Here is a 25,050-nt window from a genome sequence, read left to right as displayed (position 1 = left end):
GCGATATTTTGTATTAAATTTAATTTCAAGCTTTACTTTTCAACTTCATTAAGATAGTCAGTTGCATACTGTGTATACAGCGCAGATCCGTAATGCAGCATATCTTCATCAACATCAAAGTTAGGATGATGGTTTGCAAAGCATGTGTTTTTAGCTTCATTAGCTGTCCCAACCAGTACAAAAGTTCCCGGAACCTTTTCAAGATACTCTGAAAAATCCTCTGCGCCGGGCATCTTTTGCATCTCTATTACTGCATCCTCAGACATTATTTTTTTAATCGACTTTTCTACTCTTTCCGTAGACTTTTCATCATTTATAGTTGGTGCTGTTAATAGTTTATATTCCAGTTCAGCTTTAGCTCTGTAAGTTGCGGCAGTAGATTCTGCTATTCTTTTTATCATTTCCGGAAGCTTATCTCTAACTTCATAGCTGAAGCACCTTGTTGTTCCTTCCATAACGGCTTCATCGGCAATTATGTTAAACCTTGTACCAGAAATCAGTTTTCCAACACTTACAACAACAGTATCCATCGGCGATACTTCTCTGCTTGCTATTGACTGCAAGTTCATTACTATTGCAGAAGCTGCAAGCAGCGCATCAACTGCAAGGTTAGGCATAGACCCGTGACCACCAGTTCCCTTTACGGTAATTTTGAAAGAATCTGCGGATGCCATTCTTGCTCCTGCTCCTATAGCAATTTTTCCTGCAGGGAGATGGCCCATTACATGCATTCCGAATACTTCGTCGACTCCGTCTAAAGCCCCTTCTTCTATCATTTTTTTAGCTCCCTGAGCAACTTCTTCGCCAGGCTGGAACATCAATTTTACAGTTCCTTTTATTTCATCTTTAATCTCATTAAGTATGGCTGCCGCACCCAGAAGCATAGCCGCATGGCAGTCATGGCCGCATGCATGCATCACGCCGTCAGTTTGGGATTTATATTCGACATTGTTCTTTTCAGTAATTTCTAGAGCATCGATATCAGCTCTCAAAGCTATTGTTTTTCCTTCATGATTGCCCTTTATTATACCCAGCACACCTGTCCCTGCAATTGGTTTGCATGGTATGCCCATCTTTGTCAGCTCCTCTGCTATCCTTCGTGCTGTTCTTTCCTCATGCATGCTTATTTCAGGATTCATATGAAATTCTCTTCTCATATTAACTACATACTGCGCATATTTTTTTGAAAGTTCCTGTATATTCATTTCATACTCCTTTTATTCAAATGTTGTTTATATTAATTTTGACATTACTCCGGCAAGGCCAACAGAAGCTATAGATACTGTGACAAAGCCTGCAATTATCATTTTTGGAAGTATTTCCTCCAGAATAATATTCTTCTCTTCCTCATTTTTACCAACCACCGAAGCAACCTCATTAGGAATTATAAATGTTCCTGGGAATCCAAATAAAGCAGATGCCCCAATAGCAATAGACATATATATGTCCATGCCCAGTATCTTACCAACAACTCCTGCAAATATGCTGAATCCTATAACACCCAGCAACAGGCATCCAAGTATCGGACCAATCAATGACATCAGCATTTGCGGAGTTGCTGATGAAAGATTGTTAAATATGACAGTCAGCAGAGCTATCATAACAAATCCCTGTGAATTTGCCATGGTCATAGGATCCTTTTCAAGGAATCCAATTTCGCTTGCAATAACACCAAATATTAAGCAAACTATAAGTGCATTGATCGTACCGTTTGTCAACTCCGATACCTTTGTAGCCAAAAATGCTACTAAAGCAAGTTTTGCAAGCAGCAGTGAATTTGTGCGAAGTTCTTTTTTTAATTCAGGAATTAATTTCTTCTTTCCTTCTTCTATAGAGTCTTCTTTTTTTTCTGATTCCGCATTAACACTGTGGTTGTCAAGAACTATTCTCGCTTCTTTTTTTAAGCAATATGATGCAACCGGCGTTCCAAAGAAAGTTTGTGTAACTAGTAAAAGTGTAGCAAACACGGCAACACTTTCAAGTGCTTTAGCCTTTGCCACTTCACTTACAATCAATGCAGCTACAACACCGCCTGAAATTGGCGGAGCTGCTGCCGCTGCCATTTGCTTCCCAAAAACAATTCCGCCTACCATATATACAAAAACTCCAATTCCTACAACTGCTGATATTGCTATCAACACTGTTTTCCACTGTTTAGCCAATTCATTCAGACTTATTAATGTACCCATGTTAACAAGCAACAGTGACATAGTAAGTATTCCTACTGTTAAAAGACCAGAATCACTAAAAACTGTAGCCGGAAGTCCTAACCAAAACGCCACAAGAAAAATTATCGCTGTTGTAAACAGCATTGAAAATGTTGCTTTTGTCTTATATGATACAAAATCCCCAACAGCAAATGCAACAAAAACTACTAAAAGTGCTACTAAACCATTCATAATATTCCTCCTTTTGTGTTTCTTCTTGTATGTGCATCAATAAATATCACTTTATTTTGTTCGCATATATAATGCATAATATTACGAGCACCTTTAATAAAATTGTACTCAATTTTAGTGCAGATAACATTTCCATGACTTTATTAAGCGTACACAAGCATTGAAATCACATGATTTAATTTAAAATATATTGAGTCACATTATATCACCACTTGTATAAAAACATCAATAGAAAAATTATATTTTTTAAAGTTTTTGTATTGTTATTTGATTTTAACTCAACCATATGTACATATTACAATCACAAACCTACCCAATGTCGCTATAAAATAAAAAAACCATATGCATTTCTGCCTTATGGTCATAAAATTACTTATTTTATTAATAAAGTGCTGTGCACCCTCTTTCGACATTATATCACAAGCGTACTCTTACAGTTAACTCTAACCCGGCGCCCTCGCGTCACACGAGACGATCCGCTTACTGCTGCTTCCTTCCGGACCTGACAGGGTTCACGGGGTCTCATTGCACGAGACCGGGTTATCAACGCCACTTAAAAAAGTCAGCCCTCACAATATAAGCCTAGAGAGGGAATTCCACCTTGCTACAGCGGATTGCAAGTACAGGGCACCGCTACCTCCCCATGTAGCACAGCATAAGAATAATAACATAAATAAATTTTTATGTCAATGTAAATAATTTGTAAGTGAATAGTTTACCTTAAGATTCAAAAAACCTTTTTGTTTGTACAAAAACTAAAGCTTCGATGTTAAACATCGAAGCTTTAATAATGTCTATTTATTTTGCGTTGGCTGCAGATTTAGCAATTACTTCAAGAAATCCTTCAATTCCAATTGTTACTGATGATACCAAATCTGCATCAGTTGCGGTTCCCTCTTCATCCACTTCAGTCCCTGCCACTTCTTCAGCAGTTTTTCCTATGGTATATTCTGAAAAGGCCTCTGCCTGTTCAAACCATTCTTTTTTAATTTGAGATGCGCCTTTCATTCCGTATTCATCTCCCAACTCAACCTTAGTCTTTACAGGTGCAGTTATATCAGAAGTTATTTTTCCTTCAGAATCAAACTTAACAGTAGCCTGTGATGAATCAATAATTGAGCTTGTAATCTTTCCTTCTGCATCAAATGTAGTTGCAGCATATGTTGAATAAGCCTGAGTCTGTCCCTCAGCATCTGCAGCTGCATCTTTTGATTTTGCTACAGTTGTCAAAACACCTAATCCTAAGGTATCTTCATCCGTTGCTCCTAAATCTTGAGCACTAGCTATAGCCTTTTCAGCCGCTGCTTTGTAATCATTAATTTTAATCGTTACTGAAGAAACCAAATCAGCATCAGTTGTAACACCTGCATCATCAGTCGGTATCGCTTTTATTTCTTCTGTGGTCTTTCCGACAAAATAATCAGCAAGGGCATTTGCTTGCTCGTACCATTCCTTTTCTAAAGAAGACGCGCCTTTCATTCCGTATTCTTCTTTAAGTTCCTGTTTAGATTTATACACAGCAGTCAGGTCAGAAGTAATCTTTCCATCTGCTGAAAAATTTATCTTAGTTTGTGCAGTATCAATAGCAGCCTTAACAACTTTTCCATCTTTATCAACTGTAACAGCAACTACCACAGAGTCAGATTGTCCTAAGCCCTCTGCATCAGCTGTTGCATCTTTTGATTTTGCTACTGAAGTTACAACTGCTAAGCCGGTTTTAACAGCATTTTCCGCCAAAACCTCTTTGTCTCCTGATTCCTCGTTAGTCGGTTCCTCAATAATTGGATTTTCCTCTTTTGGTTCTTCTTTAGTGCATCCTGCAAATGCAAATAATGACATCAGCAGAACTAATAATATCGCTATTAATTTTTTCATTTTTCCCTCCATATATTAAAAAAGTTTCATATATAAACAGTTGTTTATATCTTTTTATTATGTACGATTTTAACAAAATGTTTTTATGTAGTCAACGGCTATTTATTTCCATTATTAGTTTGACCTAACTTCATATATACATAGCTTAAAATTTTCCTGTATTTCTAATAAATAAGCTATATGCAGAAATATAATATATAACCTTATAAAAATTATGGACATATTTTGTATGATAAGTTAAAATTAAATTTATATAATTAATAATTAAGGAGGAACTAAAATGATTACAAAAGAAGAAGCCTGGAAATTACTTAAGGAATATAATAAGGAAGAATTTCATTTACAGCATGCCGAAACCGTAGGTTTTGTAATGGAGTATTTTGCCAAGAATTTAGGTTATGAAGATGAAGCAGAATTTTGGGGAATAGTAGGACTTCTGCATGACTTGGACTTTGAAATGTATCCTGAGGAACATTGCGTAAAGGTTCAGGAAATAATGGCCGAAAAAGGAATTGATGAAAAAATCATACATGCCGTAGCAAGCCACGGTTACGGACTGACTGAAACAACCGCAAAACCTGAACACCAAATGGAAAAAGTTCTGTTTGCCATTGATGAACTTACAGGTTTAATAGGGGCTGTAGCATTAATGAGGCCTTCAAAAAGCGTATCAGATCTGGGATTAAAATCATTAAAGAAAAAATTCAAAACCTCAAGCTTTGCTGCCGGATGTTCAAGAGATGCAATTAAACAGGGAGCCGAAATGCTTGGATGGGAGCTGGATAATTTATTTCAGCAAACAATTTTAGCAATGAGAGAGTACGAAAAAGCCTCAAATAATTAAAAAAGAGCGTTGAAGTTTCAACACCCTTTCATGCTAGCTAAGCGGCTAATGCCGCTTTTTTGCTTTTCTTTATTTTGTTTTTTGCTGCGGTAAAAACCAGACAAAATATAATTGTTATTGGAATCACTGTCAGTGAATAGATAATAAGCCTTGATGTAATTGACAGTATTCCATGGCTATCGGCATACATTATTGCCATTGTAAGCACCAGCGGATGCATTAGATAAATATAGTACGAGCTTTGACCGAACAACTTGATAAAACTATATATTTTTGCCATGTATTTTTTCATAACAAGTCCTACAACATATACAAAGAAAACTGAAAATACTGAAAAAACAAACCACGCATAAATATATGTGGACATATCGTTGAACGAAACATATGTGTATACTGCAGAAGCAGCTACATATCCCGCTGTAATTATTAATTTGTACTTATTTATCCATGCCATGTACCTGTCATACTCCAATGTCACAAATATTCCAAGCATATAGAAAAACATATATTTCAAAAAGATTCTATCCGCATATTTAAATCTGATAAATTCAGCACAAAGCATCGTCACCAGTGCCGATACAATTAATATGACAACCTTTTTATCAGAATTTTTAAGCAATTTATAAAAAATCGGGCCAACAATGTACATCTGCGCTATTATTATTACAAAATAAAGGTGGTATGACATTGTTCCTAAAATCACGTTTTTCGAAAAAAACTTAATATCAAACGTGTAAAACCCTAACTTAATATACGCCAAATAATATACCACACACCAAAAAAAATATGCTACAAGAACCTTCTTCAGCCTTTTTTTTATAAACTGAAAAAGTTTAAATTCTTTTTTTCGATAACTGTAGAAGCTGGTAACACCGCTCAAAAAAATAAAGATAGGTGTTGTAAACTTTAAACTTCTATTTAGTATCAATACCATTATATGTGGAAAGCTTCCGTGAATGTATCCGGTCACTCCCGTTGCAGTTATATGAACAATAATTACCGCAAGACATGCAATAAACCTCATGTAATCAAGTTCATAAAGCTTGTCTTCTTTCATTTTACTAATTTCCGCCTTACTTAAGGACGATATCATTTAATCACATACTTTCTAATTCTTTTTTCGTTTAGTTTAACATGAGCCCGGTGCATTTGCAAATGGTAATATTTTTTTATGTAAACAATTGCCAAATTAAGCTATATCAATACTCCAACAAAATAACTTCATCCTTTAAATTAGCAAAAATAACGGCGCAAACAAAAAGTTTACACCTTTTTACACCTTTAAGTTTAATTAGCAGCTGATTCTTCGTTTTTTATCTGTCTCAACAAATAGATATATTTCTTTTCAGCTGCTTCTACATTATAAATAGCATAATCAACTAAATCAGGCTCTGATACGTTTTCAAAAATATTTTTTGCTTCTTCCCACTCTTTCCTTGCACTTTCTAAATTTGCATATAAGTCATTTTTATCATTGCTGCTTCTTACTTTAGAGTTGTAAAAAATATTTTTGATATTCATTAATTTTATTTTTTTATCATTTTTAGAAATACTGCTCATAGTAAAAACCTCCTATATTACATTATAAACAGGAGATTCCTTTTTATTCATAATATTCCATAATGTTAAAATATATTATTCATTGCTGTCTTTTTCTTCTTTAGACAACCTCTCATATCTTGTTATTAAGTCTTTGGATTCTTCATGATACGGCATAACCAGCCCTTTTTTATAATGCTTTCTGCACAAGGCTGTGTAGCTTTCATTTCCACCGACAAAAATTTGTTCTCCCTCATAAACAACCTTTCCGTCAATGAGGCGCGCATTGGCGATAGCCTTTTTGCCGCACCAACATACCGTTTTAATTTCTTCTATTTTATCAGACATTGCCAAAAGCCAGTATGATCCTTCAAACAATTCATTTTTAAAATCTGATTTCAAGCCATAACACATGACCGGTATATTTAAATCGTCGACAACGTCAGTAAGTTCCATTATATGATGTTTCTTTAAAAATTGACATTCGTCAATTATAACAGCATCCACTCTGAACAGGTCATTGTATTTCTTTACAATATCAAAAATATTCATTTCATCATTTACCGATATCGCTTTTCGTTGCAACCCTATGCGCGAAGCAACAATTCCTGATTCCGCATATCTGTCATCCAAACCAGATGTAAATATCAACGGATTTTGTCCCTTTTCTTCATAATTGAATGCAACTTTTTGAACCTCTATGCTTTTTCCCGCACCCATGGTACTATATCTATAGTAAAGCTGTGCCATATTGTCCTCCCTATCTTCCTAGTTCTGAATTTCCTTAGAACAGATGAACTTCTCAGTCATCTGATAATAAATTCCATCAATCAAAACAAGACATTATAACACAAATAGTCCATTTATACAATATTTTCAAATATATCCATTAACGGATAATAATAGATAACTATAATTTTATATTAATTTAATTCTTAATTTAATATTGCAATACCTGCTATATTTGTTTATAATATAGCAAACTTGTTTTTGAGGTTTAAAAATGATAGATCCAATTCAAAATATATTTATAGAAACTAAAAGACTTATAATAAAAAATCCCAGTATGGATGATTTCCCTGAAGTTATAAAGATGAAATGCAACAGAGATGTTATGAAATATACGGGAGGTATAACAAAGCAGTCATATGAAAATGAATTGAGCAGTTATTTTAAAAAAATCAATACTTTCGGAATTAATAGCAATTATGTATTTTCTGTAATAGAAAAAAACACAAATAAATATATTGGCTACTGCGGTTTTAAACATAGTGATGCGATCAGAGGTATTGAGATGGTCTTCGGATTCGCAAAGCCTTATTGGAAAAAAGGCTATGCTAAAGAAGCCACTAAAAAAATACTTTCATATGGATTTAATAATTTAGATTTTGATGAAATATCCGCGGCGGTTGATTCATTGAACACCGCGTCTGAACACATTCTGAATTATATCGGGCTAAGGTATAAAAACAAGGTTGATTGGCCTGATAATAGAACTATGAATCTCTACTCAATAAAGAGGGAAGAATTTCTGAAAGAATAATCCTTATAATTGCTAAACCGTTGACATTTGTAATCCCCTGTACCACATAAACATTTTGTCTGACACATTGTCCGTGCCTGCTTCGTTGTGAAATGACGCAGCATAATTTAATTTGCCTGATTTAAAATTGTACATTGGGTCGTAATATTTTTCCATAAGTTCTCTTGCTACATTGTCAAAGTTACCCTTTATTACTTCCTGCTTAAGCATTTCAATCTTTTCTCTTGCTATATATCTTTTTAGATAATCCATAGCCTTAATAGATTCACTAATCCACGAATCATCTAAAGTGTAATCTTTTTTAAGGCTTTTTATTCTGTGTTCCATGTCTGCATCAACAAACACTTGTATGCCTTGTTTCATTTTTTCTGATATGCATTTAGGTAGTGTAACTTTTCCTATCTTCTGGCTTTCAGCTTCAACAAATACATATTTGCCTTCAGCTTCAACCAACTGGTCGTAAATATTTGTTTCAAATTTCTTTTGCGTATTGCATTCACCTATACCTATGCTTCCAAAAATAGAGCCTCTGTGGTTTGCAGCTCCTTCCAAGTCAAGTATGGAGCATCCAAGCTTTTTTAATCCGTACAGTATATCGGTTTTACCCACTCCGGTATTTCCATTTAATACAATGTATGTTGTCTTCTCATTCAGTTTTGGAATAGAACTTATCACCTCTTTGCGGTAGCTTTTATATCCTCCTTCCAACTGAAACAGCGGAATTCCTACTGAACTGAATGAAGCACATATAAATGAGCTCCTATAGCCTCCCCTTGCACAGAATGCCGCTAAATTATTATGCTTAAACTTTAATTCCAGCACCTGCTCAAATATGTCAGGCAGTCTCGATGATATAAGTTTTACGCCAAGCCTTTTGGCTTCCGTTTTTCCTACCTGCACATATGTGGTACCAACCTCTTTTCTTTCTTCATCGTTCAGCAAAGGTATGTTTACAGAACCTGTTATGGTATCGGCTTTATATTCTGCTGGACTTCTTACATCAATAAAAAAATATTTATTTTTTGCATCTTTATAACTTACTGTGTTCAATTTAAGTTCCTTTCCTTAATGTATAATGTATGTCTAATTAAGATTATATTATAACATAATTTTATACTATTTAAAGAAATTTATCATATTTTTTATGCGAAGCCAAATATTCTTTATGGATTATTTACTTAAAGTGCAGTTGCTCTTTGCGCAAATATTCATAAAAAAAGGAGAAAATGCCTTTAAAAACCATTGTTCTCCTAACTTTTCATTATTCATTTAAAAATTTTTCTTCAATTAAATCTACCAGTTCCTTTATATCATCGTGTGAAAACCTTGGAATGTTACTTTTAACATAAAAATCCGTTACAACTGCAAACAGTTCTGTTTCTTTTGAAATTATCTTCTGAGAAAAGCACTTTCTCGCTACTTCAATTTTATGCTTATGACAGGTTTTATATCCTTCCGTTATAATAATATCAACGTTACTTATTCCGCTTATAATTTCATCCAGCTTATATTCTTCAGACCTGCGCTCTATTCGTGCTAATTTTACAGGCGAAGAAATAATAACCGTATCAGCGCCTGAATCATAATGTTTCCATGTATCCTTTTCAGGATAGTCTATATCAAAATCGCCTTTGTGATGCTTTATAGTTGCGACTTTATAATTTCTTAATTTAAGCTCCCTTATTATCTTGCAAATAACCGTTGTTTTTCCCACATTTGATTCAGCTCCCACAACAGAAATTACAGGTATCATACTACTACCTCTGGCTTACTTAGCAGTTCTACCTCTATTATGTCTCCCGATTTGTAAGGGCCTTCCCCTGCCTTTATTAAAAGCAAAGAATTTATACCAGACAATGATGATAAAACTCCGGAGCTGTGCTTATCAGGCAACAATGTAAAAAATCCTCCGTCTTTATAGTAAGTAACTGCCCTTACATACCGGCTGTGATTTCTAATTTTATTAAAATTACTCTTTAAAACAGACTTCACTTTAATAAGATCCACATTTTCTCTTCCCATTAAGCTTAGAACCGCTGGTCGGACAAACTGTTCAAATGTTATGCTGGCAGCAGCCGGATTTCCCGACAAACCAAAGAGAAATTTATTATTGTACTTGGCTACCGTAATAGGTGAACCTGGTTTTACTTGCACTTTCCAAAATAATATTTCTGCCCCTATCTTCTTAAAAGCTTCTTTTACCAAATCTGCATCTCCAACAGATACTCCACCTGTTGTTATAATCATGTCATATTTTTCTAAAGCACTTTTTAATTTTTCAGATATTTCGCCGATATCATCCTTGCATATTCCTAATATTTCAGGATCTCCACCGCTTCTAATTATTTGAGCCGCAAGAGTATATGAATTGCTGTTCCTTATTTTCCCTTCATCAAGTTTTTTATCAACTTCAACAAGTTCATCCCCAGTCGCAAGAATCCCAATTTTTAATTTTGCGTACACCTGCACTTTGCTCATTCCCAGCGTAGCTAATATCCCTATATCTGCCGGTTGAATAACCTTTCCTTTTGCCAATACAGTTTCTCCGCACTTTATATCTTCCCCTCTTCTTACAATATTGGCTCCGGATTTTGTATAACTAAATATTTTCACATCTTCTTTCGTAAATTCTGTATCTTCGTATTTTATTACTATATCTGCTCCTTCTGGAATTTTTGCCCCGGTCATAATCCTTATTGCCTGACCATTTTTTACCTTCTTTGAGCTTACATATCCTGCCGGAACATAATCTATTACATCTAATACCACCGGCCTTTCTATACTTGCATCTTTTGTATCTTCAGACATCAATGCGTATCCATCTAAAGGAGACCTGTCAAAAGGCGGCATATCCATGTGTGATTTCACATCATTTGCCAGCACATGCCCCAATGATTCCAAAATAGGGATTTCAATAATGTCCGTTTTTTCCCTACCGTCTAAAATAATTGATTTTGCTTGTTCCACAGATATATTCTGCTGCATATAAACCTCCATTTATGACTGCCGTCACCTATGTATTTCATACTTATCAATTTTTCTGTACAATGTTCTAAGTCCAATTTTTAATATTTTAGCTGCCTTTGGCTTATCCCAGTTTGTTGAATTCAGCACCTCTATAATATGCTGTTTTTCTATATCACCCAAAGTCATTTTATCGCCGGATTGCTGCTCTGGCATCAGCGCTTTCGTATATAAGTCACCAGAATGTATTTTATTATCCTTTGAAAGCAAGATCCCTCTGTCGATAAAATTAATCAGTTCTCTTACATTTCCAGGGAAGCTATAGCTAAGCAGAAAATCTTTTGCTTCTTCTGTCAGTTCTTTTAAATCCGGTGATTTTTTCAAATAATACTCCGCTAAAAGTAATACATCTCCACCTCTTTCCCTTAATGGTGGAACATGTATGGTAATAACACTTAACCTGTATAACAAGTCTTGTCTAAACTTGCCCTTTTCAATAGCTTCCTCCAAATTTTTATTTGTAGCCGTCACAACCCTTACAGAGGTTCTTTTAACCATTGTGCCCCCCACAGGTCTGAATTCACCTGTATCCAAAAATCTTAGAAGCTTTTTCTGCAGGCCAAGTTCCATATCACCTATTTCGTCCAAAAAAAGAGTTCCTTCGTCGGCTATTTCAACAAGACCTTTTTTATTTGTGTGTGCTCCTGTGAAAGCACCCTTAACATGTCCGAACAATTCAGACTCCAGAAGATCATTGGGGATAGCCCCAGCGTTTATTGGAATAAACGGCTTGTCCTTTCTCATGCTTTTACAGTGCAATTCATTTGCCACCAAATCTTTGCCAGTGCCACTTTCACCCAATATAAGCACCGGAAGATTGCTATCAGCAACTTTATCTATCATGTATCTAAGGTTTGCTATCAACCTAGATTCTCCTATTATCTCTCTTTTGTTATTAATAATTTTTATGTTTTCGACGAGATTATTATTGTATCCCTTGAGCTTCTTTTTTTCCGAAGCTCTTTCCAATACCAAATCAAGTTTGGTGGGGTTTATCGGTTTTGAAAGATAATCATAAGCTCCGTTCTTCATAGCTCTTATAGCGGTCTCCACAGTACCATAGCCCGTAAGCATAATTACTTCCATGTCAGGTTGAATTCTTTTAGCTTCTTCCAGAAGCCTAAGTCCGTCCATTTTATCCATCATAATATCAAACAGCCCAACATCAAATTCTTCCTGTTGTATCAGTTCTACCGCATCTATTCCGGATGTTGCTGCCTGAACATACAAGCCCTTCCTTCTCAATCTGTCTCTCAACAGCTCTACGAATTTCTCCTCATCATCTACTATCAGCAATCTGAAGCTGTTCATTTTAATCCACCTCTTTTGCAACAGGAAGCTTTATATATATTACCGTACCGATATTTTCTTCGCTGTGTATTTCTATAGTGCCCCTCATTCTTTCAATAATTACCTGGCTTATTGAAAGTCCCAATCCTGTTCCTTTTCCTACAGGCTTAGTTGTATAGAAAGGATCAAATATTTTATCTTTATCTTCATCCTTGATTCCATATCCCGTATCCCTTACTTTTATAAGCAAGGTATCATCATTATGAAAATTTTCTATGCTGATTCTTAGAGTTCCTTTTTTCTCCATTGCATCCAATGCATTTGTAATTATGTTCAAAAGCATTTGCTGTATTTGCGACTCATCTGACATAACAACAGGCCTTGGTGCATGCAAGTCAATCTTCACAGATATGTTTTGTTTCTTAATTCTGTGCTCCATGAGTTTCAATATATCCTTAATTGTTGCATATATATTTACTGGTTTGATATTGACAGCAGATTCCCTTGAAATTTTCAGCAAATTATGAGTAATTGAAGAACACCTTTCAATTTGTTCTTTCATTATTTCAAGATAGTTCTGTATAGTTTTACCTTCATATAATTCATTGATATCTTCCGTTTCAAGTCTTTCAAGCAAATCTGAAGTGTAAAATCCAAGGTTGTTCATGGGATTATTTATCTCATGGGCCACACCGGCAGCTAAAGTACCTATCGCCGCCCTTTTTTCAGCTGAAATAATAAGCTTTTCATTTTCTTTCTTTCTTTTTATCTCATCCGTCATATTGTTAAATGCATCAATTATTGCACCTATCTCATCATTGCTTTGCTTTGGAATTTTATAGTCAAAATTTCCACTTTTAACTGAATTAACTCCTTTTTCAATTTCATTTATGGATTTCATAAAAATATTAATTAAACACACCACTGCCATTCCGGTAAAAATCAACGTCAACAACAATGTTACCAATATCTTGGCAATCATTTGCCTTATTGTCATATAAACTTTATCCAACGGATGTTCCACAACAATTCCCCAATTAACTATGGGGATTAACCCATATACCCCCAGTACCTTTTGGCCTGAATAAGATTCATATACTTTGCTGTCAAAGTTAATATCTTTAATGCCACTTTTAAATTCTTTTTTATTTTCAAGAAGTTTCTTTACCCCTTCGCTTTTTGTAACATCCTGACCTCTCATTACCTGGTTATAATCTGAGTGCCCTATTAAAGCTCCGTTTTCATCTATTAGAAATATATAGCTTCCTTCTTCACCTTTTGTGGAATTAATTTTATTCATTATCTGGCGAAGGCTTATTTTAGCTGTAATAGCACCTGACAAATACTCGTCTCCTCCGCCTATGGGTACGCCAAGTTCAAAAACCACTTGTTTGTCCGCATCCATTTTTGGCTCGCCTATGTACAAACTGCCTTTTTCCAGCACTTTAAACTTGTCCTCATTAGAAATATCATTTAACTCATCTAGAGAAATAACATGCCTTTTTGAAATTTTTGCAAGTTCCAGTCCATTTTTAGAAATCATGGACATTTCCTCTAAATGTTCATATCTCTTAAACATTCTATATATAATATCTTCTCTGTTTACCCCGTTGTCAGGCTTGAACAATTCAGGATTAGTCAAAGCCACCGCTTGCATCGATTCTTGTGTGGTCTTCACCATCTCCACAATAGTCTGAGATATTCTTGATGCCGCCAGCTCGTGTCCCTTGTGTATAGATACCTTTACCTCATTTTTCAGAGTCTTAATATTGATGTATGATAAAAAAACTAAAGGAATTACAGATACCGACACAATCATTAACACAAGCTTTAACTTTATACTCACTAAAATTTTTTTATTCATAATCACCACTATCTGCTATCATCTGAATTTCGTACAAACTTATCAACAAACGTCATTCCTGAGTAATCAATATCTATTCCGAGGGCTTCTGCCGTATCAACATTTATGTGAAACTCCAAGTGCTCCGGTTTTTCAATAGGAATTATTTTTATATCATGACCGTCAAATACATTTGCAACCAGCCTTGCAGCCTGAATTCCTTCATTATAATTTGTACTTCCATAAAAAGCTAATATCCCCTTTTCCACCTGAACATTGTCGACTCCCATAACAGGTATTTTATATTTTAACGAAGTATCAGCAATATCCTTAATTGTAGATTCGTACAGCAAGCTGCACATAAGTATTACTCCGTCACACTTTTGGCTGTTTTCTATTATAGCCTCAACCATTTCGTCCCTGTTTTTAGCCGATATCATATCAAGCTGTATGTCAAGCTTATCAGCAGCTTCATGAAATAGCTTTGAACTTGGCCCGAAAGGTATGGCGTCCGGATTATACAATATAAGAACCCGTTTTGTATCAGGTACAATTCTTTTTAAAAATTCCAGTCTTTTCCCTGTCAGGCGAACATAGTCGCTATCGACACCGGTTATGTTACATCCCGGAGTTATTTTGTCATTTATAAGACCTAGTTCCACCGTACAGCTTACTCCGATAAAAATTATCGGGATATTTTTGCTCTCCGCAAATTTTTGCGCCGAAGAAGTTTCAAAAACACCTGTTGTTACTATAATATCAACATCTTCATCTACCAGCTCTCGTGCTAACTCATTCAATCTGCTTTTATCGCCTTCGGCGTTTTTTACTACAATATCCAGCGTATCTTTACTATATCCGTAATTATCAAGTTCTGTAATCATAGCATTTACTTTAAGCAACCTTATGTCAGATGCCGACAGAACGCCTATTTTATGCCTGCTTTCTACGCCAGTGTCTCCAAAACCGTTACTCTTGCCGCAATAAATAAAACAGGCTAATCCAATGATGCAGGCGAAAAAAATAATAATCTTTTTCATTTATATCACCTGATTTTCTTGCCCATCTTTAAGCATGACTGACAAATTTCTTCTTTCTTCCCAGAATAAATTTCTTTTCCACAAAAAATACATTTTTGAACAACTCCTCTTGCAATGGTATATGGAGAATCACCCATAAAATCTTCCGCTTTCTTTGTTTCCAAATCCAATGCATTGTGGTAGCACACCTCAACACATAAATTGCATCCACAACAAGCATTCGGAGACAATACTATCTCTATAGTATCATGTGTTTTTGTACACTTCAATGCTCCCGTTGGACATAATATGGAACACGCCTTGCAGAATCTGCATTCTCCAGCCAAAAATGGCTTGAAATATTCATTAACTTCACCATTAATTATATTACATTTCTCAATTCTTTCAAATGATTTTACAAACATGGGATATTTTTCAATTTTATCAGCGGAGGAAACAGAGCCTTTTTCTTCTTCCTCGCCAAGTAAATATTCCACCGCCATATCAGGAATGTTCTTTATGGTTTCTTCAAATAATCTAAATGCAGAAAAGATAAATTCTCTTCTTTCTTCATTCATTTTATCCGAATGAATATCTTTATATTTAAGCTCAGGTGGATGTTCCGCATCAGTTAAAGCTCCTCCACACAAGCCAAGATTACTTTTTATTTTATCTACTTCTTTAATTCTGCTGTAATAGTGCCTGATGCCATGATTTACCGCACACTTTTCGCATTCATTTTCGCAAAACACCATGTACACCTTATTTGGTAGCAAATCCAAGCTAAATAGAAGCTCTATAGTTAAACTTCCCAAGCATGGAACCTTAAAAATATCATTTGATACAGTATCATTACGCTTGCAACTTATTACACAATCTTTGCCGTCTTTTCCCAAGGCAGAAGCATACTCATACAAGCTCAGTTCTGTCGGCTCCTGAATAGACAATGCTCCTGTCGGACAAACTGCTGCGCATAATCCACACTGTATACAACTGTAATTTAATTGAATACCTGACTTATTTATATCTATCCCCATCTCAGGGCAGATATCCGTACACTTTGTGCATTTTGATAAAGACGAACGCAATCTTGAGCATCTTTCCGCATTCACAGAAACGGCGTCAAGTCTTGCCGTAGCTTTTTCTATAATTTTATCAGCTCTAAACATAAACATCTCCGCATATAATTACTAGCTTCTCACTGTCTAAAGTAATTTAATAAACTTTGAAAGCAAGGCAAAATAAGCCTTGCTTTCATATGGTTATTCCTTGTCCTCTGATTTTTCTATCGTAGCATCATAGGATTTATTGGCATGAGTTTTAAATTCAGTTATAGATTTTCCCAATGCTTTTCCAATTTCCGGCAGCTTTCCTGGTCCAAATACTATCAACGCAATGCCAAGTATTAAAATTAATTCTGTTGCACCCATTTTAAACATGTTTTTCTCCTTGCGAAAACCCCTTCTTTATTTTCCGCCTCTGTAACGTTCCTCCGGCTCTCCGTTCTTCAACGCATCCTTTAGTCCGATATATTTAACATTAAGCTCAAGACCCAGTTCTTCCTTTAAGCCTTCTGTTTTGTTTTCAGCCATAAGCTTGCTTACCTCTGAGTCTGGATCATTGAGATCTCCGAAGAATCTTGCATGGGATATGCACGTGCTTACACATGCCGGCATCATTCCGGCTTCTGCCCTTTGTATGCAAAATGTACATTTTCCTGCTTTGTTTGTTGCACTGTTCATATATCTTGCATCATAAGGACATGCAGAAACACACGCTCCGCAACCGATGCATTTCTCTTCATCTACAACTACTATACCGCCTTCAACGGCAAATGTTGCATCTACGGGACAAGCTTCGATACACGGCGCATCCACGCAGTGATTACACATCTTAGGTAATTTTACTCTTGATACATTCGGATATTTGCCAGTATCCCATTCTTCAACCCAAGTGTTAAAGCAGCCTTCCGGAATCTCATTTTCCATTTTGCAGCTTATGGTACACGCATGGCATCCCACACAGCGCTTTAAATCTATAATCATTCCATACTTTTTCATACTATATCACCTCTCTGTCTTTAATGAATTCTTCATTCAAATGCTCTAAATCCATAACCGTCCAAGCGGCGGAAATACAGCTTAAATAAGAATACATGCCATTTCCTTTTTCCTCGGTTAATTCTGCATAATCACCAATCCACTTACTCAAGTGCTCGTCCAGAAAATCATTCTGGAGCTTTTTCCATTTCACAGAATTTTCTTCATCACCGCATTTTAATGCTGACAGTTCAAGTTTCACCATGTATGCCATAAATGCAAGTTCAAAAGCTACATGATCCGGATAGTGGTTATCCTTAAGAGGACTGAATCCATTTAGCTCACGAATTTTGAAATCAACCATTTCATAACATGCTTTTACATGAAATGTTTCATTGCTGTCAATTTTACCGTAAATTGTTTTACCCTTTTTTATTTTTCTGTTCCTTATGGAAGATTCATGAGAAGGAACAAACAATTTCGAAGTAGGCACAAAAAACCTGTCATAATATTCCTGAACGAAATCATCCGTACTTTTTTCATATAAAAAATCTGTATTTACTGGACAAAGCTCCTTAAAAAATTCAGCATTTTTTCTCAAGGAATTTAAAATATCTTCAGATGGAGTATTTAAAAAGGCAAATGACAAGAATTCATATATTTCAAGTCTCTTACTTACTACAAAAATAGTCTCTTCTGCTATTGATTTGTTCATATTTTATACCTTCTCTATTCTGTATGCGCCACCATTTCTTCCAGGACCGCCTGTGGATGATTCTGAAATTCCGAACAATCCATTAACTTTAGGGTCTAATATATTCATCAAATGAACTCCCGCACCTAAATCCTTGTTCCCTCCATTAGGCTTTCCGTCTATGCTGTATTCCTTGCTTCCGTATTCCCAATGTCCATATCCGTATGCTATTCCTATAGTTCCTTTTGCTATTCCTTCTCTGACCAAAGCATATCCTGTAAAATCGCCTCCAGTTGCAGGTACTACCTTTACAAGATCCATAGTTCTAATTCCAAGACTAGCTGCATCCTCAGAGTTCAGCTCCACATAGTTATGTTTGCTCAAATCCCTCATAATGGAACTGTTAGAAAGCATGCTTATACTTCTGAATTTAGGCTTGTAATTCGCAGCTTTAAACGGCCACTGTGATTCAGGGAACGTGTCGGCAATTAACGTTCCATCGGAGAATGATTCAGGATTCCATGCGGCAACTCCTCTATAGTGCTCGCCTGTCATTGAGTTTATACCATTAGCAAAGCTTTCAACATAGAAGTTTACAGCACCTTTATATGGATATTTATGATTATCTCCGTCAAATCCGGCACCGTGATCCTCAAACCTGCCACCTCTTGAAATTACCTTTAACACTTTAGGCCATTCTTCCTCCGTAACGGAATTTTTCCAGTCTTTCATTGCATTTTCTAAATCTTGCATGTCCATTTCATCTTTTGAAATATCTGATACCGGTTCTCCGTCATATGCCATATTGGCAATACCTCTTACAAAATAATCTTCTCTGCTATTAAGAGGAAGTAAATTATCATTTGCGTCAAACATTGCCCTGTCTCCAAATCCCGGAAGATTTATTTTCTTTGCAACATCTATTATAAATGTCTCAAAAGAAGTATGTCTCCCGTCAGGAAGCTTAGGTGTTGCAGGCTCAACTATAGGCCATCTCAATGTAAGACCCTTTCCTGAAAAGTTCCCTTCGATATTTGCAAGTCCCCAGCTCTCATAAGGAGTTGTATCCGGTATTATATAATCTGCAAGAGCAGTCATTTCACCCATATAAGGATCGCATGAAATAAACAGCGGTACGTTATCAGTGCTTTTAAGAGCTTCCAACACTTCTTTTTTTGCCGCTGCCGGAACAGCCAACAAAGGATTTGCCATCCAGTTAAATACTATTTTTGCCTGATAAGGGTATTTATTAACAATAGAAAAAACAGCCTGATTATCAGACGCGCTTCCCACAGGATGCCAAGGCATCTTGGATGGATATGGATTCTCACCATTTGCAACCTTATTTTTATATTCAGAAGTACTTTCGTAGCTTACCCCAGTACGACTTATTCTTATTCCTGATTTTTTTGGTGCATCAGGTATGACACTTACTCTATATCTAGGTCCGTCACTTGCCGATTTATACGAATTTCTTCTAATAATAGCTCCGCCCTTTTTATTTAGGCTTCCAGCCATAGACATTAAAATATAACTAATCATAGTTATATCTGCACCGTTAGCTGTAGCAGTGCTTCCCATACCATCCATGGCTACCTTTGTTCCGTGAGAAGTAAACTCATTTGCAATCTCTTTTATTTTTTCCTCAGGCACTCCGCATGCGTTTGAATATTCTTTTATAGTATGTGAAAAGGCGCTATCCTTCAAATGTAAAAATGAAGTTTTAACTTGTATTTCTTTTCCGTCTGCAGCAGCAACCTTTCCCTCAAAAAATAAATCTGCTTCGCTTACTTTATCAAACCTGTCATGTTGTTTTGTTAAATTATCGATTACAATAAATATGTCCTTTTCATCTTTGCCTGTCTCCATACCTAAATCTTCTGCCCTAAGCATTTTTCTGTAATTAGGATGCTCAGGATCATCTATAACTAGGTGCGCAGCATTGGTCCAACTGTTAAACCCTTTGGATACTGCAGCATCGTAATTTGGAGAACACAAAAATTTCTTATTATATCTTTCATTTTCAATAATCCATCTTATAAGTGCCATCCCGAATGCATTGTCAGTGGCAGGCTTTATGGGAACCCATTCACCTTTTTTATATAATGGAGTTACTGCGCCTCCAACAAGCACAGGGTCCACTACAGAATATTTCAGGCTGCCTTCATTTACCCCAAATTTTATTTGTCTTGCTATAGTTTGCATAGGCTTTCCGCTGTGCCCAGGAAAAGCTCCTTCATACAATATGTACTCTGCATTGTTTATATCAGGTCTCATATTTTGACCACCGGCTGTAACCCGTCCCACGGGTGTTTTTGAGCCGCCTCAGGAATAGCCGTGACTATAACTGTTTAATGTTCCAAAAGCGTTTATAAACCTGTTTCCAAAAGATGTTCTTCCATCTCCTCTTCCTCCGAAGAAAACCAATTGATTGGCTTTTGATCCGAGCTCAGGAGCTTTTTCATCAATAAGAGTATCTAAATCCCTTACTTGCCTAAATCCTTCCACATAAGTACTTTCACCGGCGTCTTTAAACAGCTCTCCGCCTTCCACTGTTTCTTCAACAGCTTCTTCCCAGGTTATAGGCATCCATTTTCCTTCTCCTCGCCCACTTGTTCTTTTTAAAGGAACCAATGTTCTCATAGGATCGTAATGACTTTCCAATGTAGCATTTCCTCTGCCGCATAAAGTTCCTCTGTTTATGCTTCCTTTATCTTTATACCCGCTAAATGCAAGATATGATTCTGCCAGCGGTTCTTCAAAAGAAAGATGCGGTTCCGCATTGTTTGGATTATATGGATTTCCATACACCCTTAATATTTTTCCAGTATTTTTGTCAATTTTAACACGGTTACCACATGAGCTGTAGCATCCCAAGCAGGCGCTGTGCCTCATCAATATTGACCCATCAACTTGTACTTTTCCTGTTTTGACATCCACAACCGCTTCTGGCTTTTGTCCCGAAAGTTTGGAAAGCTTTGGGAATTGATCCGGAGCGTCTGCATCAACAGAATCCTTTTTGTCACAACCTATGGTTAAGCCGGTAAAGCTTAGTGCTCCGACTCCTCCCAAAAGTTTTAAAAATGAACGTCTTTTCAAGTTCTTCACCTCTCTGAATATTTTTATCAAGTTCGCCTGAAGATGAAATGCAATATTTATGCCAACCACCTAATAATAAAGTCAGATTAGTAACTCATCCGTTGATATTGCTGTATAATTTTTTGTTTATTTTGTTAATTTTTTGTTAAATGCATTTTTAAAATTCCAATAACGATTACAATATTTGTCAAATAGACAAAACAGAATGTCATTATGACAAAATTGACAGATAAAAAAATCCCCTTGGGCAAAATATTTTACCCAAGAGGACCTTTAATCTATACTGTCAGTAACCTCTAAATAATTGTTTAAGTCATCTTTAGTATTTAAATTTAAAAACATATCCCACGTAGGGCTAAACTCCCTAGCTTTCTTTTCATTTATATAATATATGTCCAGTTCCTTAAGCAGTTTATTAATAGATCTCATATTTGATTTCAGCTGTTTCTCTATATTTACTAAAATATCCTTTGAATAAAACCCGCTGAAGGGTTCTATCCAGTTTTCATACTTAGTTACACATCCCTGCACATCATTGCTTTCTATTATACTCTTCATATACTTAATATAATCAATGTTAATGTTGGGCATGTCACAAGCCACCACAAATGCATATTTTGACGTGCAAATACTAAGTCCGGCATGTATTCCTGATAATGGTCCTTTACCTTTTATAACATCCTCGGCAATCCTATATTTTGATTCTTTATATTCATCAGCCTTATTGGTTATTATAATTATTTCGTCAAATTCTTTTTCTAATTTTGCCGCTATTATATTTACAATTCTTTTTTCATTGATTTTTATGAATTGTTTGTCAAAGCCCATTCTTGAGCTTTTACCTCCTGCCAAAATCATCGCTGTTCCAAATTTATTCATAACATCACCTTTTACTGTACGCCCTTGTCCTATATTGTATTATTATATATGCTGTCAAATTCATCATTTAGTTTTTCATAAAAATATATGACTAAAGTACTTGATACCATATGTATCTTACATTTTCACAAGAAGAGTAACATTTTGTCAAAATGACATTTTCACAAATCCGATTGCCCAAATAGAGCTACGCTCGGATGGTACAACTACTATTGCTATTATATTTCTCTTCTACCCTCCATTGCTCTTATAAGAGTTACTTCATCAGCGTATTCTATGTCTCCGCCCACAGGTATTCCATGAGCTATGCGCGTTGTCTTTATCCCCATCGGCTTTATAAGCCTTGATATATATACTGCTGTAGCCTCTCCTTCAATTGTTGGATTTGTTGCCAGAATAACTTCTGACACCTCTGAATCAAGTCTTGTTATAAGACCTTTAATATTTATGTCCTCCGGACCTATTCCTTCCAAAGGTGATATGGTACCATGCAGAACGTGGTAGACGCCTTTGTATTCCTTTGTCCTCTCCATTGCTGATATATCGCGAACATCTTCTACAACACAAATTACCGAATGGTCTCTTTTAACATTTCCGCAGATGCCGCAAACATCTCCTTCTGTTAAATTCCCACAAGTTTTGCAGTGTTTAGTAAGTTTTTTTGCATTAACTATCGCTTTCGCAAGTTCTAACACATCGCTGCCTTTCATATCTAAAATGTGAAAAGCAAGGCGTTGAGCCGATTTCCTTCCTATGCCGGGAAGCTTTGCAAGCTCTTCTATCAGCTTAGTTATAGGTGGTGTATATTGCTCCATTAAAATAACCCGGGAATATTTAATCCACCCGTAACTTTATTCATTTCATTTTCCTTCTTTTCATCAACTTTTCTAAATGCTTCATTAACTGCAGCCACTATCATATCTTCGAGCATTTCAACATCATCCTTATCTACTACCTCGGGATCTATTTTAACTTCAAGAAGATCTTTCTTTCCAGTTACTCTAACTGTAATCGCTCCTCCACCTGCAGTTGCTTCCATTTCAGCCTGCTCAAGCTCTTTTTGCATGTCTTCCATTTGCTTTTGCATTTTTTGAACCTGCTTCATCATATTATTCATATTTCCGCCTCCGGGCATTCCCATAGGCATTCTTCTACCCTTGCTCATTTTTAATCCTCCTGCTTAAATTCCACTATTTCTTCTCCAAACTCTCTTACAACATCTTCATATATATCTTCTATTGTATGTTTGGGTTTAATTGGTTTTTCATCTTTTTTTATCGTAAATTCTACTTCACACTCTTCATTTAAAATTCCGCTCAAAACTTCCTTGAATTTCACTTTATTTTTTGGTTGATTTGCAGCATTTATATGAAAAGTAAATTTGGGGTCAAATTCAAATACAGCTTTTTTATTTTTAACCTCATGCAATCTAGACTCTCGTATTATTGCTTGAAGTCCTGCATTTTCACTTCTTACCTTTTTAAGTATTGCCTGCCAATTATTTATAATGGCATTGTATATTGCTTCATCACTTTTATTTTCAAATTGTTCTTCTTTAACAATTTTTTCTGAAGTATCTTGTTTTTTAATTTCAAAGTTCTCCGGGTTCAAAGCATTTCCTGCTGGAGCAGATTTTTTCCTAGTCTCAGCCGCAACGTGTCTGCCGGCAGGCGGTTTTGTTTTAATAACAGTTGCCGTATTTCCGTTTTTAATACTATTTTCAAGTTCTTCTATTCTATTAATCAATGAACCGATGTTTAGATCTTCAACCTTGTTGAGCATTTTTATCAGCTTAGCTTCCAATAAGACCCTAGGATTTAAGGCACGTTTACATTCTAATTGAGCAGACGAAAGCTCCTCGATAAATTCAACGATTTCATCAATGGAAACCCTGTTGCTTAATTTTTTCAGATCTCCTGCTTCTTCTTCCGACATTCTGATTATGTTATCAGTTAAACCGGTTGACTTTATAATCATCATATTTCTGAAGCAAACTATCAGTTCGTCAAGGAAAGATAAAATTTCCTTACCCCTATTCAATATGTCGTCTACCAAAACCATGGTGCTTTTTATATCTTTATCTACCATGTAATTAGCAGCTTCTAACACGACCTGATAATTTACCGTCCCAAGAAGATTTATCACAGTTTCATAATCGATTTTATCCTCATTAAATGATATACACCTGTCCAGTATGCTCTGTGCGTCTCTCATTGCACCTTCCGAGTTTGCTGCAATAAGACTTAACGCTTTTTCATCGTATTCTATACCAATTTCTTCACATATGCTTTTCATATTCTCTACAATTACATCAGATTTAATTCTTTTTAAATCAAACCTTTGACATCTCGACAGAATTGTAGCCGGAATTTTTTGAGGTTCTGTCGTTGCAAGTATGAACAATAAATGCTCCGGAGGCTCTTCAAGCGTCTTGAGCAGAGCATTAAATGCTCCTTTTGAAAGCATATGAACTTCATCTATTATGTATACCTTGTATCGGCTCTTTACGGGAAGAAACTTAACCTTGTCGCGTAATTCTCTTATATCTTCAACGCCGTTATTTGAAGCAGCATCCATTTCTATAACATCCATATTGGTTTCATTCAGGATGCTTTTACATATTTCACATTCGTTGCACGGATTGCCGTCATGGTTATTAAGGCAATTTACAGCTCTTGAAAATATTTTTGCCGTGGAAGTCTTGCCTGTTCCCCTTATACCGCTGAAAAGATAAGCATGAGCGATATTATCCGTCATTATTTGATTTTTTAGCGTCCTTGTAACATGCTCCTGTCCAAGAACATCATCAAATGTTTTGGGCCGAAATTTCCTGTATATTGCTTGATGTGACAATTTAACCACCTGACCTCGCTCTGGTTATTTTTAAAAATTATATCATAATTATTTTTATAAAGCAATAAAAAGCAAAAATCCCGAAAAGAATTGAAATATAAGAAATACCA

24 protein-coding genes and 1 other RNA gene are annotated in these 25,050 nt (G+C 35.8%); 2 read left to right on the top strand and 23 right to left on the bottom strand.

From position 1 onward, the window contains the following. Positions 1–32: 32 nt before the first annotated feature. From RBQ61_RS04935 to RBQ61_RS04920, 4 genes are all read right to left on the bottom strand, one after another. A complete protein-coding gene (locus tag RBQ61_RS04935) occupies positions 33–1,205 on the bottom strand; it encodes a M20 family metallopeptidase (RefSeq protein WP_308139401.1) in 1,173 nt (390 codons plus the stop codon). 27 nt (positions 1,206–1,232) lie between these two features. Next, complete coding sequence (locus tag RBQ61_RS04930) at positions 1,233–2,399, bottom strand: hypothetical protein (protein WP_308139400.1); 1,167 nt, start codon at positions 2,397–2,399, stop codon at positions 1,233–1,235. A 392-nt stretch (positions 2,400–2,791) separates the two neighbouring features. Beyond that, positions 2,792–3,053, bottom strand: an RNA gene (gene ffs, locus RBQ61_RS04925) — signal recognition particle sRNA large type. A gap of 144 nt (positions 3,054–3,197) precedes the next feature. Next, positions 3,198–4,274, bottom strand: coding sequence for a hypothetical protein (locus RBQ61_RS04920; RefSeq protein WP_308139399.1), 1,077 nt, complete (start codon positions 4,272–4,274; stop codon positions 3,198–3,200). Between the two features lie 280 nt (positions 4,275–4,554). On the opposite strand from RBQ61_RS04920, the gene RBQ61_RS04915 reads away from it, so the two are divergent. Beyond that, positions 4,555–5,118: a hydrolase gene (locus RBQ61_RS04915; RefSeq protein WP_308139398.1), complete on the top strand. Its 564-nt coding sequence runs from the start codon at positions 4,555–4,557 to the stop codon at positions 5,116–5,118. Between the two features lie 37 nt (positions 5,119–5,155). Here RBQ61_RS04915 and RBQ61_RS04910 read toward each other — a convergent pair whose 3' ends face one another. The 3 genes from RBQ61_RS04910 to RBQ61_RS04900 form a co-directional block, all read right to left on the bottom strand. After that, the gene (locus RBQ61_RS04910) at positions 5,156–6,175 is read right to left on the bottom strand and encodes an acyltransferase (protein ID WP_308139397.1); all 1,020 of its coding nucleotides are present in this window, start codon (positions 6,173–6,175) and stop codon (positions 5,156–5,158) included. A 230-nt stretch (positions 6,176–6,405) separates the two neighbouring features. After that, positions 6,406–6,678 (bottom strand): YaaL family protein, encoded by a 273-nt coding sequence (locus tag RBQ61_RS04905; protein WP_308139396.1) that lies wholly within the window; start codon positions 6,676–6,678, stop codon positions 6,406–6,408. A 75-nt stretch (positions 6,679–6,753) separates the two neighbouring features. Next, on the bottom strand, positions 6,754–7,407 hold the full coding sequence (locus tag RBQ61_RS04900) for a thymidine kinase (protein ID WP_308139395.1): 654 nt from the start codon (positions 7,405–7,407) through the stop codon (positions 6,754–6,756). Between the two features lie 253 nt (positions 7,408–7,660). Here RBQ61_RS04900 and RBQ61_RS04895 point away from each other — a divergent pair, with 253 nt between their 5' ends. Continuing rightward, a complete protein-coding gene (locus RBQ61_RS04895) occupies positions 7,661–8,200 on the top strand; it encodes a GNAT family N-acetyltransferase (protein ID WP_308139394.1) in 540 nt (179 codons plus the stop codon). A gap of 12 nt (positions 8,201–8,212) precedes the next feature. Here the strand turns inward: RBQ61_RS04895 and mnmH are convergent, their stop codons facing one another. The 16 genes from mnmH to dnaX all read right to left on the bottom strand — a co-directional run bounded on the left by mnmH (position 8,213) and on the right by dnaX (position 24,940). Continuing rightward, on the bottom strand, positions 8,213–9,250 hold the full coding sequence (mnmH, locus tag RBQ61_RS04890; protein ID WP_308139393.1) for a tRNA 2-selenouridine(34) synthase MnmH: 1,038 nt from the start codon (positions 9,248–9,250) through the stop codon (positions 8,213–8,215). A 211-nt stretch (positions 9,251–9,461) separates the two neighbouring features. Next, positions 9,462–9,953 carry a molybdopterin-guanine dinucleotide biosynthesis protein B gene (mobB, locus tag RBQ61_RS04885; RefSeq protein WP_308139392.1) on the bottom strand — a complete coding sequence of 164 codons (492 nt, stop codon included), beginning with the start codon at positions 9,951–9,953 and terminating at the stop codon, positions 9,462–9,464. Further along, positions 9,950–11,185, bottom strand: coding sequence for a gephyrin-like molybdotransferase Glp (gene glp, locus RBQ61_RS04880; RefSeq protein ID WP_308139391.1), 1,236 nt, complete (start codon positions 11,183–11,185; stop codon positions 9,950–9,952). The genes mobB and glp overlap by 4 nt, the downstream gene beginning before the upstream one ends. Positions 11,186–11,209: 24 nt before the next feature. Next, positions 11,210–12,535, bottom strand: a complete 1,326-nt coding sequence (locus RBQ61_RS04875; RefSeq protein WP_308139390.1) for a sigma-54 dependent transcriptional regulator — start codon at positions 12,533–12,535, stop codon at positions 11,210–11,212. A 1-nt stretch (position 12,536) separates the two neighbouring features. Then, on the bottom strand, positions 12,537–14,378 hold the full coding sequence (locus RBQ61_RS04870) for a sensor histidine kinase (protein ID WP_308139389.1): 1,842 nt from the start codon (positions 14,376–14,378) through the stop codon (positions 12,537–12,539). Positions 14,379–14,386: 8 nt separating this feature from the next. Further along, positions 14,387–15,397, bottom strand: a complete 1,011-nt coding sequence (locus RBQ61_RS04865) for an ABC transporter substrate-binding protein (protein ID WP_308139388.1) — start codon at positions 15,395–15,397, stop codon at positions 14,387–14,389. A gap of 5 nt (positions 15,398–15,402) precedes the next feature. Continuing rightward, positions 15,403–16,545 carry a 4Fe-4S binding protein gene (locus tag RBQ61_RS04860; protein WP_308139387.1) on the bottom strand — a complete coding sequence of 381 codons (1,143 nt, stop codon included), beginning with the start codon at positions 16,543–16,545 and terminating at the stop codon, positions 15,403–15,405. 93 nt (positions 16,546–16,638) lie between these two features. Continuing rightward, on the bottom strand, positions 16,639–16,815 hold the full coding sequence (gene tatA / locus RBQ61_RS04855; protein ID WP_308139386.1) for a twin-arginine translocase TatA/TatE family subunit: 177 nt from the start codon (positions 16,813–16,815) through the stop codon (positions 16,639–16,641). A gap of 27 nt (positions 16,816–16,842) precedes the next feature. After that, positions 16,843–17,436 carry a 4Fe-4S dicluster domain-containing protein gene (locus tag RBQ61_RS04850; RefSeq protein WP_308139385.1) on the bottom strand — a complete coding sequence of 198 codons (594 nt, stop codon included), beginning with the start codon at positions 17,434–17,436 and terminating at the stop codon, positions 16,843–16,845. A 1-nt stretch (position 17,437) separates the two neighbouring features. Beyond that, positions 17,438–18,130: a molecular chaperone gene (locus tag RBQ61_RS04845; protein ID WP_308139384.1), complete on the bottom strand. Its 693-nt coding sequence runs from the start codon at positions 18,128–18,130 to the stop codon at positions 17,438–17,440. Between the two features lie 3 nt (positions 18,131–18,133). Next, positions 18,134–20,386, bottom strand: coding sequence for a molybdopterin-dependent oxidoreductase (locus RBQ61_RS04840; RefSeq protein WP_308139383.1), 2,253 nt, complete (start codon positions 20,384–20,386; stop codon positions 18,134–18,136). Between the two features lie 48 nt (positions 20,387–20,434). Then, positions 20,435–21,208 carry a hypothetical protein gene (locus RBQ61_RS04835; RefSeq protein ID WP_308139382.1) on the bottom strand — a complete coding sequence of 258 codons (774 nt, stop codon included), beginning with the start codon at positions 21,206–21,208 and terminating at the stop codon, positions 20,435–20,437. Between the two features lie 273 nt (positions 21,209–21,481). Further along, positions 21,482–22,087, bottom strand: a complete 606-nt coding sequence (locus RBQ61_RS04830) for a molybdenum cofactor guanylyltransferase (RefSeq protein ID WP_308139381.1) — start codon at positions 22,085–22,087, stop codon at positions 21,482–21,484. A 218-nt stretch (positions 22,088–22,305) separates the two neighbouring features. Next, positions 22,306–22,902 (bottom strand): recombination mediator RecR, encoded by a 597-nt coding sequence (recR, locus tag RBQ61_RS04825; RefSeq protein WP_308139380.1) that lies wholly within the window; start codon positions 22,900–22,902, stop codon positions 22,306–22,308. Continuing rightward, on the bottom strand, positions 22,902–23,252 hold the full coding sequence (locus RBQ61_RS04820; protein WP_308139379.1) for a YbaB/EbfC family nucleoid-associated protein: 351 nt from the start codon (positions 23,250–23,252) through the stop codon (positions 22,902–22,904). The genes recR and RBQ61_RS04820 overlap by 1 nt, the downstream gene beginning before the upstream one ends. Before the next feature lie 2 nt (positions 23,253–23,254). Next, positions 23,255–24,940: a DNA polymerase III subunit gamma/tau gene (dnaX, locus tag RBQ61_RS04815; RefSeq protein WP_308139378.1), complete on the bottom strand. Its 1,686-nt coding sequence runs from the start codon at positions 24,938–24,940 to the stop codon at positions 23,255–23,257. Between the last annotated feature and the right edge of the window lie 110 nt (positions 24,941–25,050).

Source organism: Sedimentibacter sp. MB35-C1, from assembly GCF_030913635.1.
Taxonomy (GTDB): Bacteria; Bacillota; Clostridia; order Tissierellales; family Sedimentibacteraceae; genus Sedimentibacter.
The sequence above is the reverse complement of the archived record's forward strand: the minus strand, read 5'-3'. Positions and strand labels throughout refer to the sequence as shown.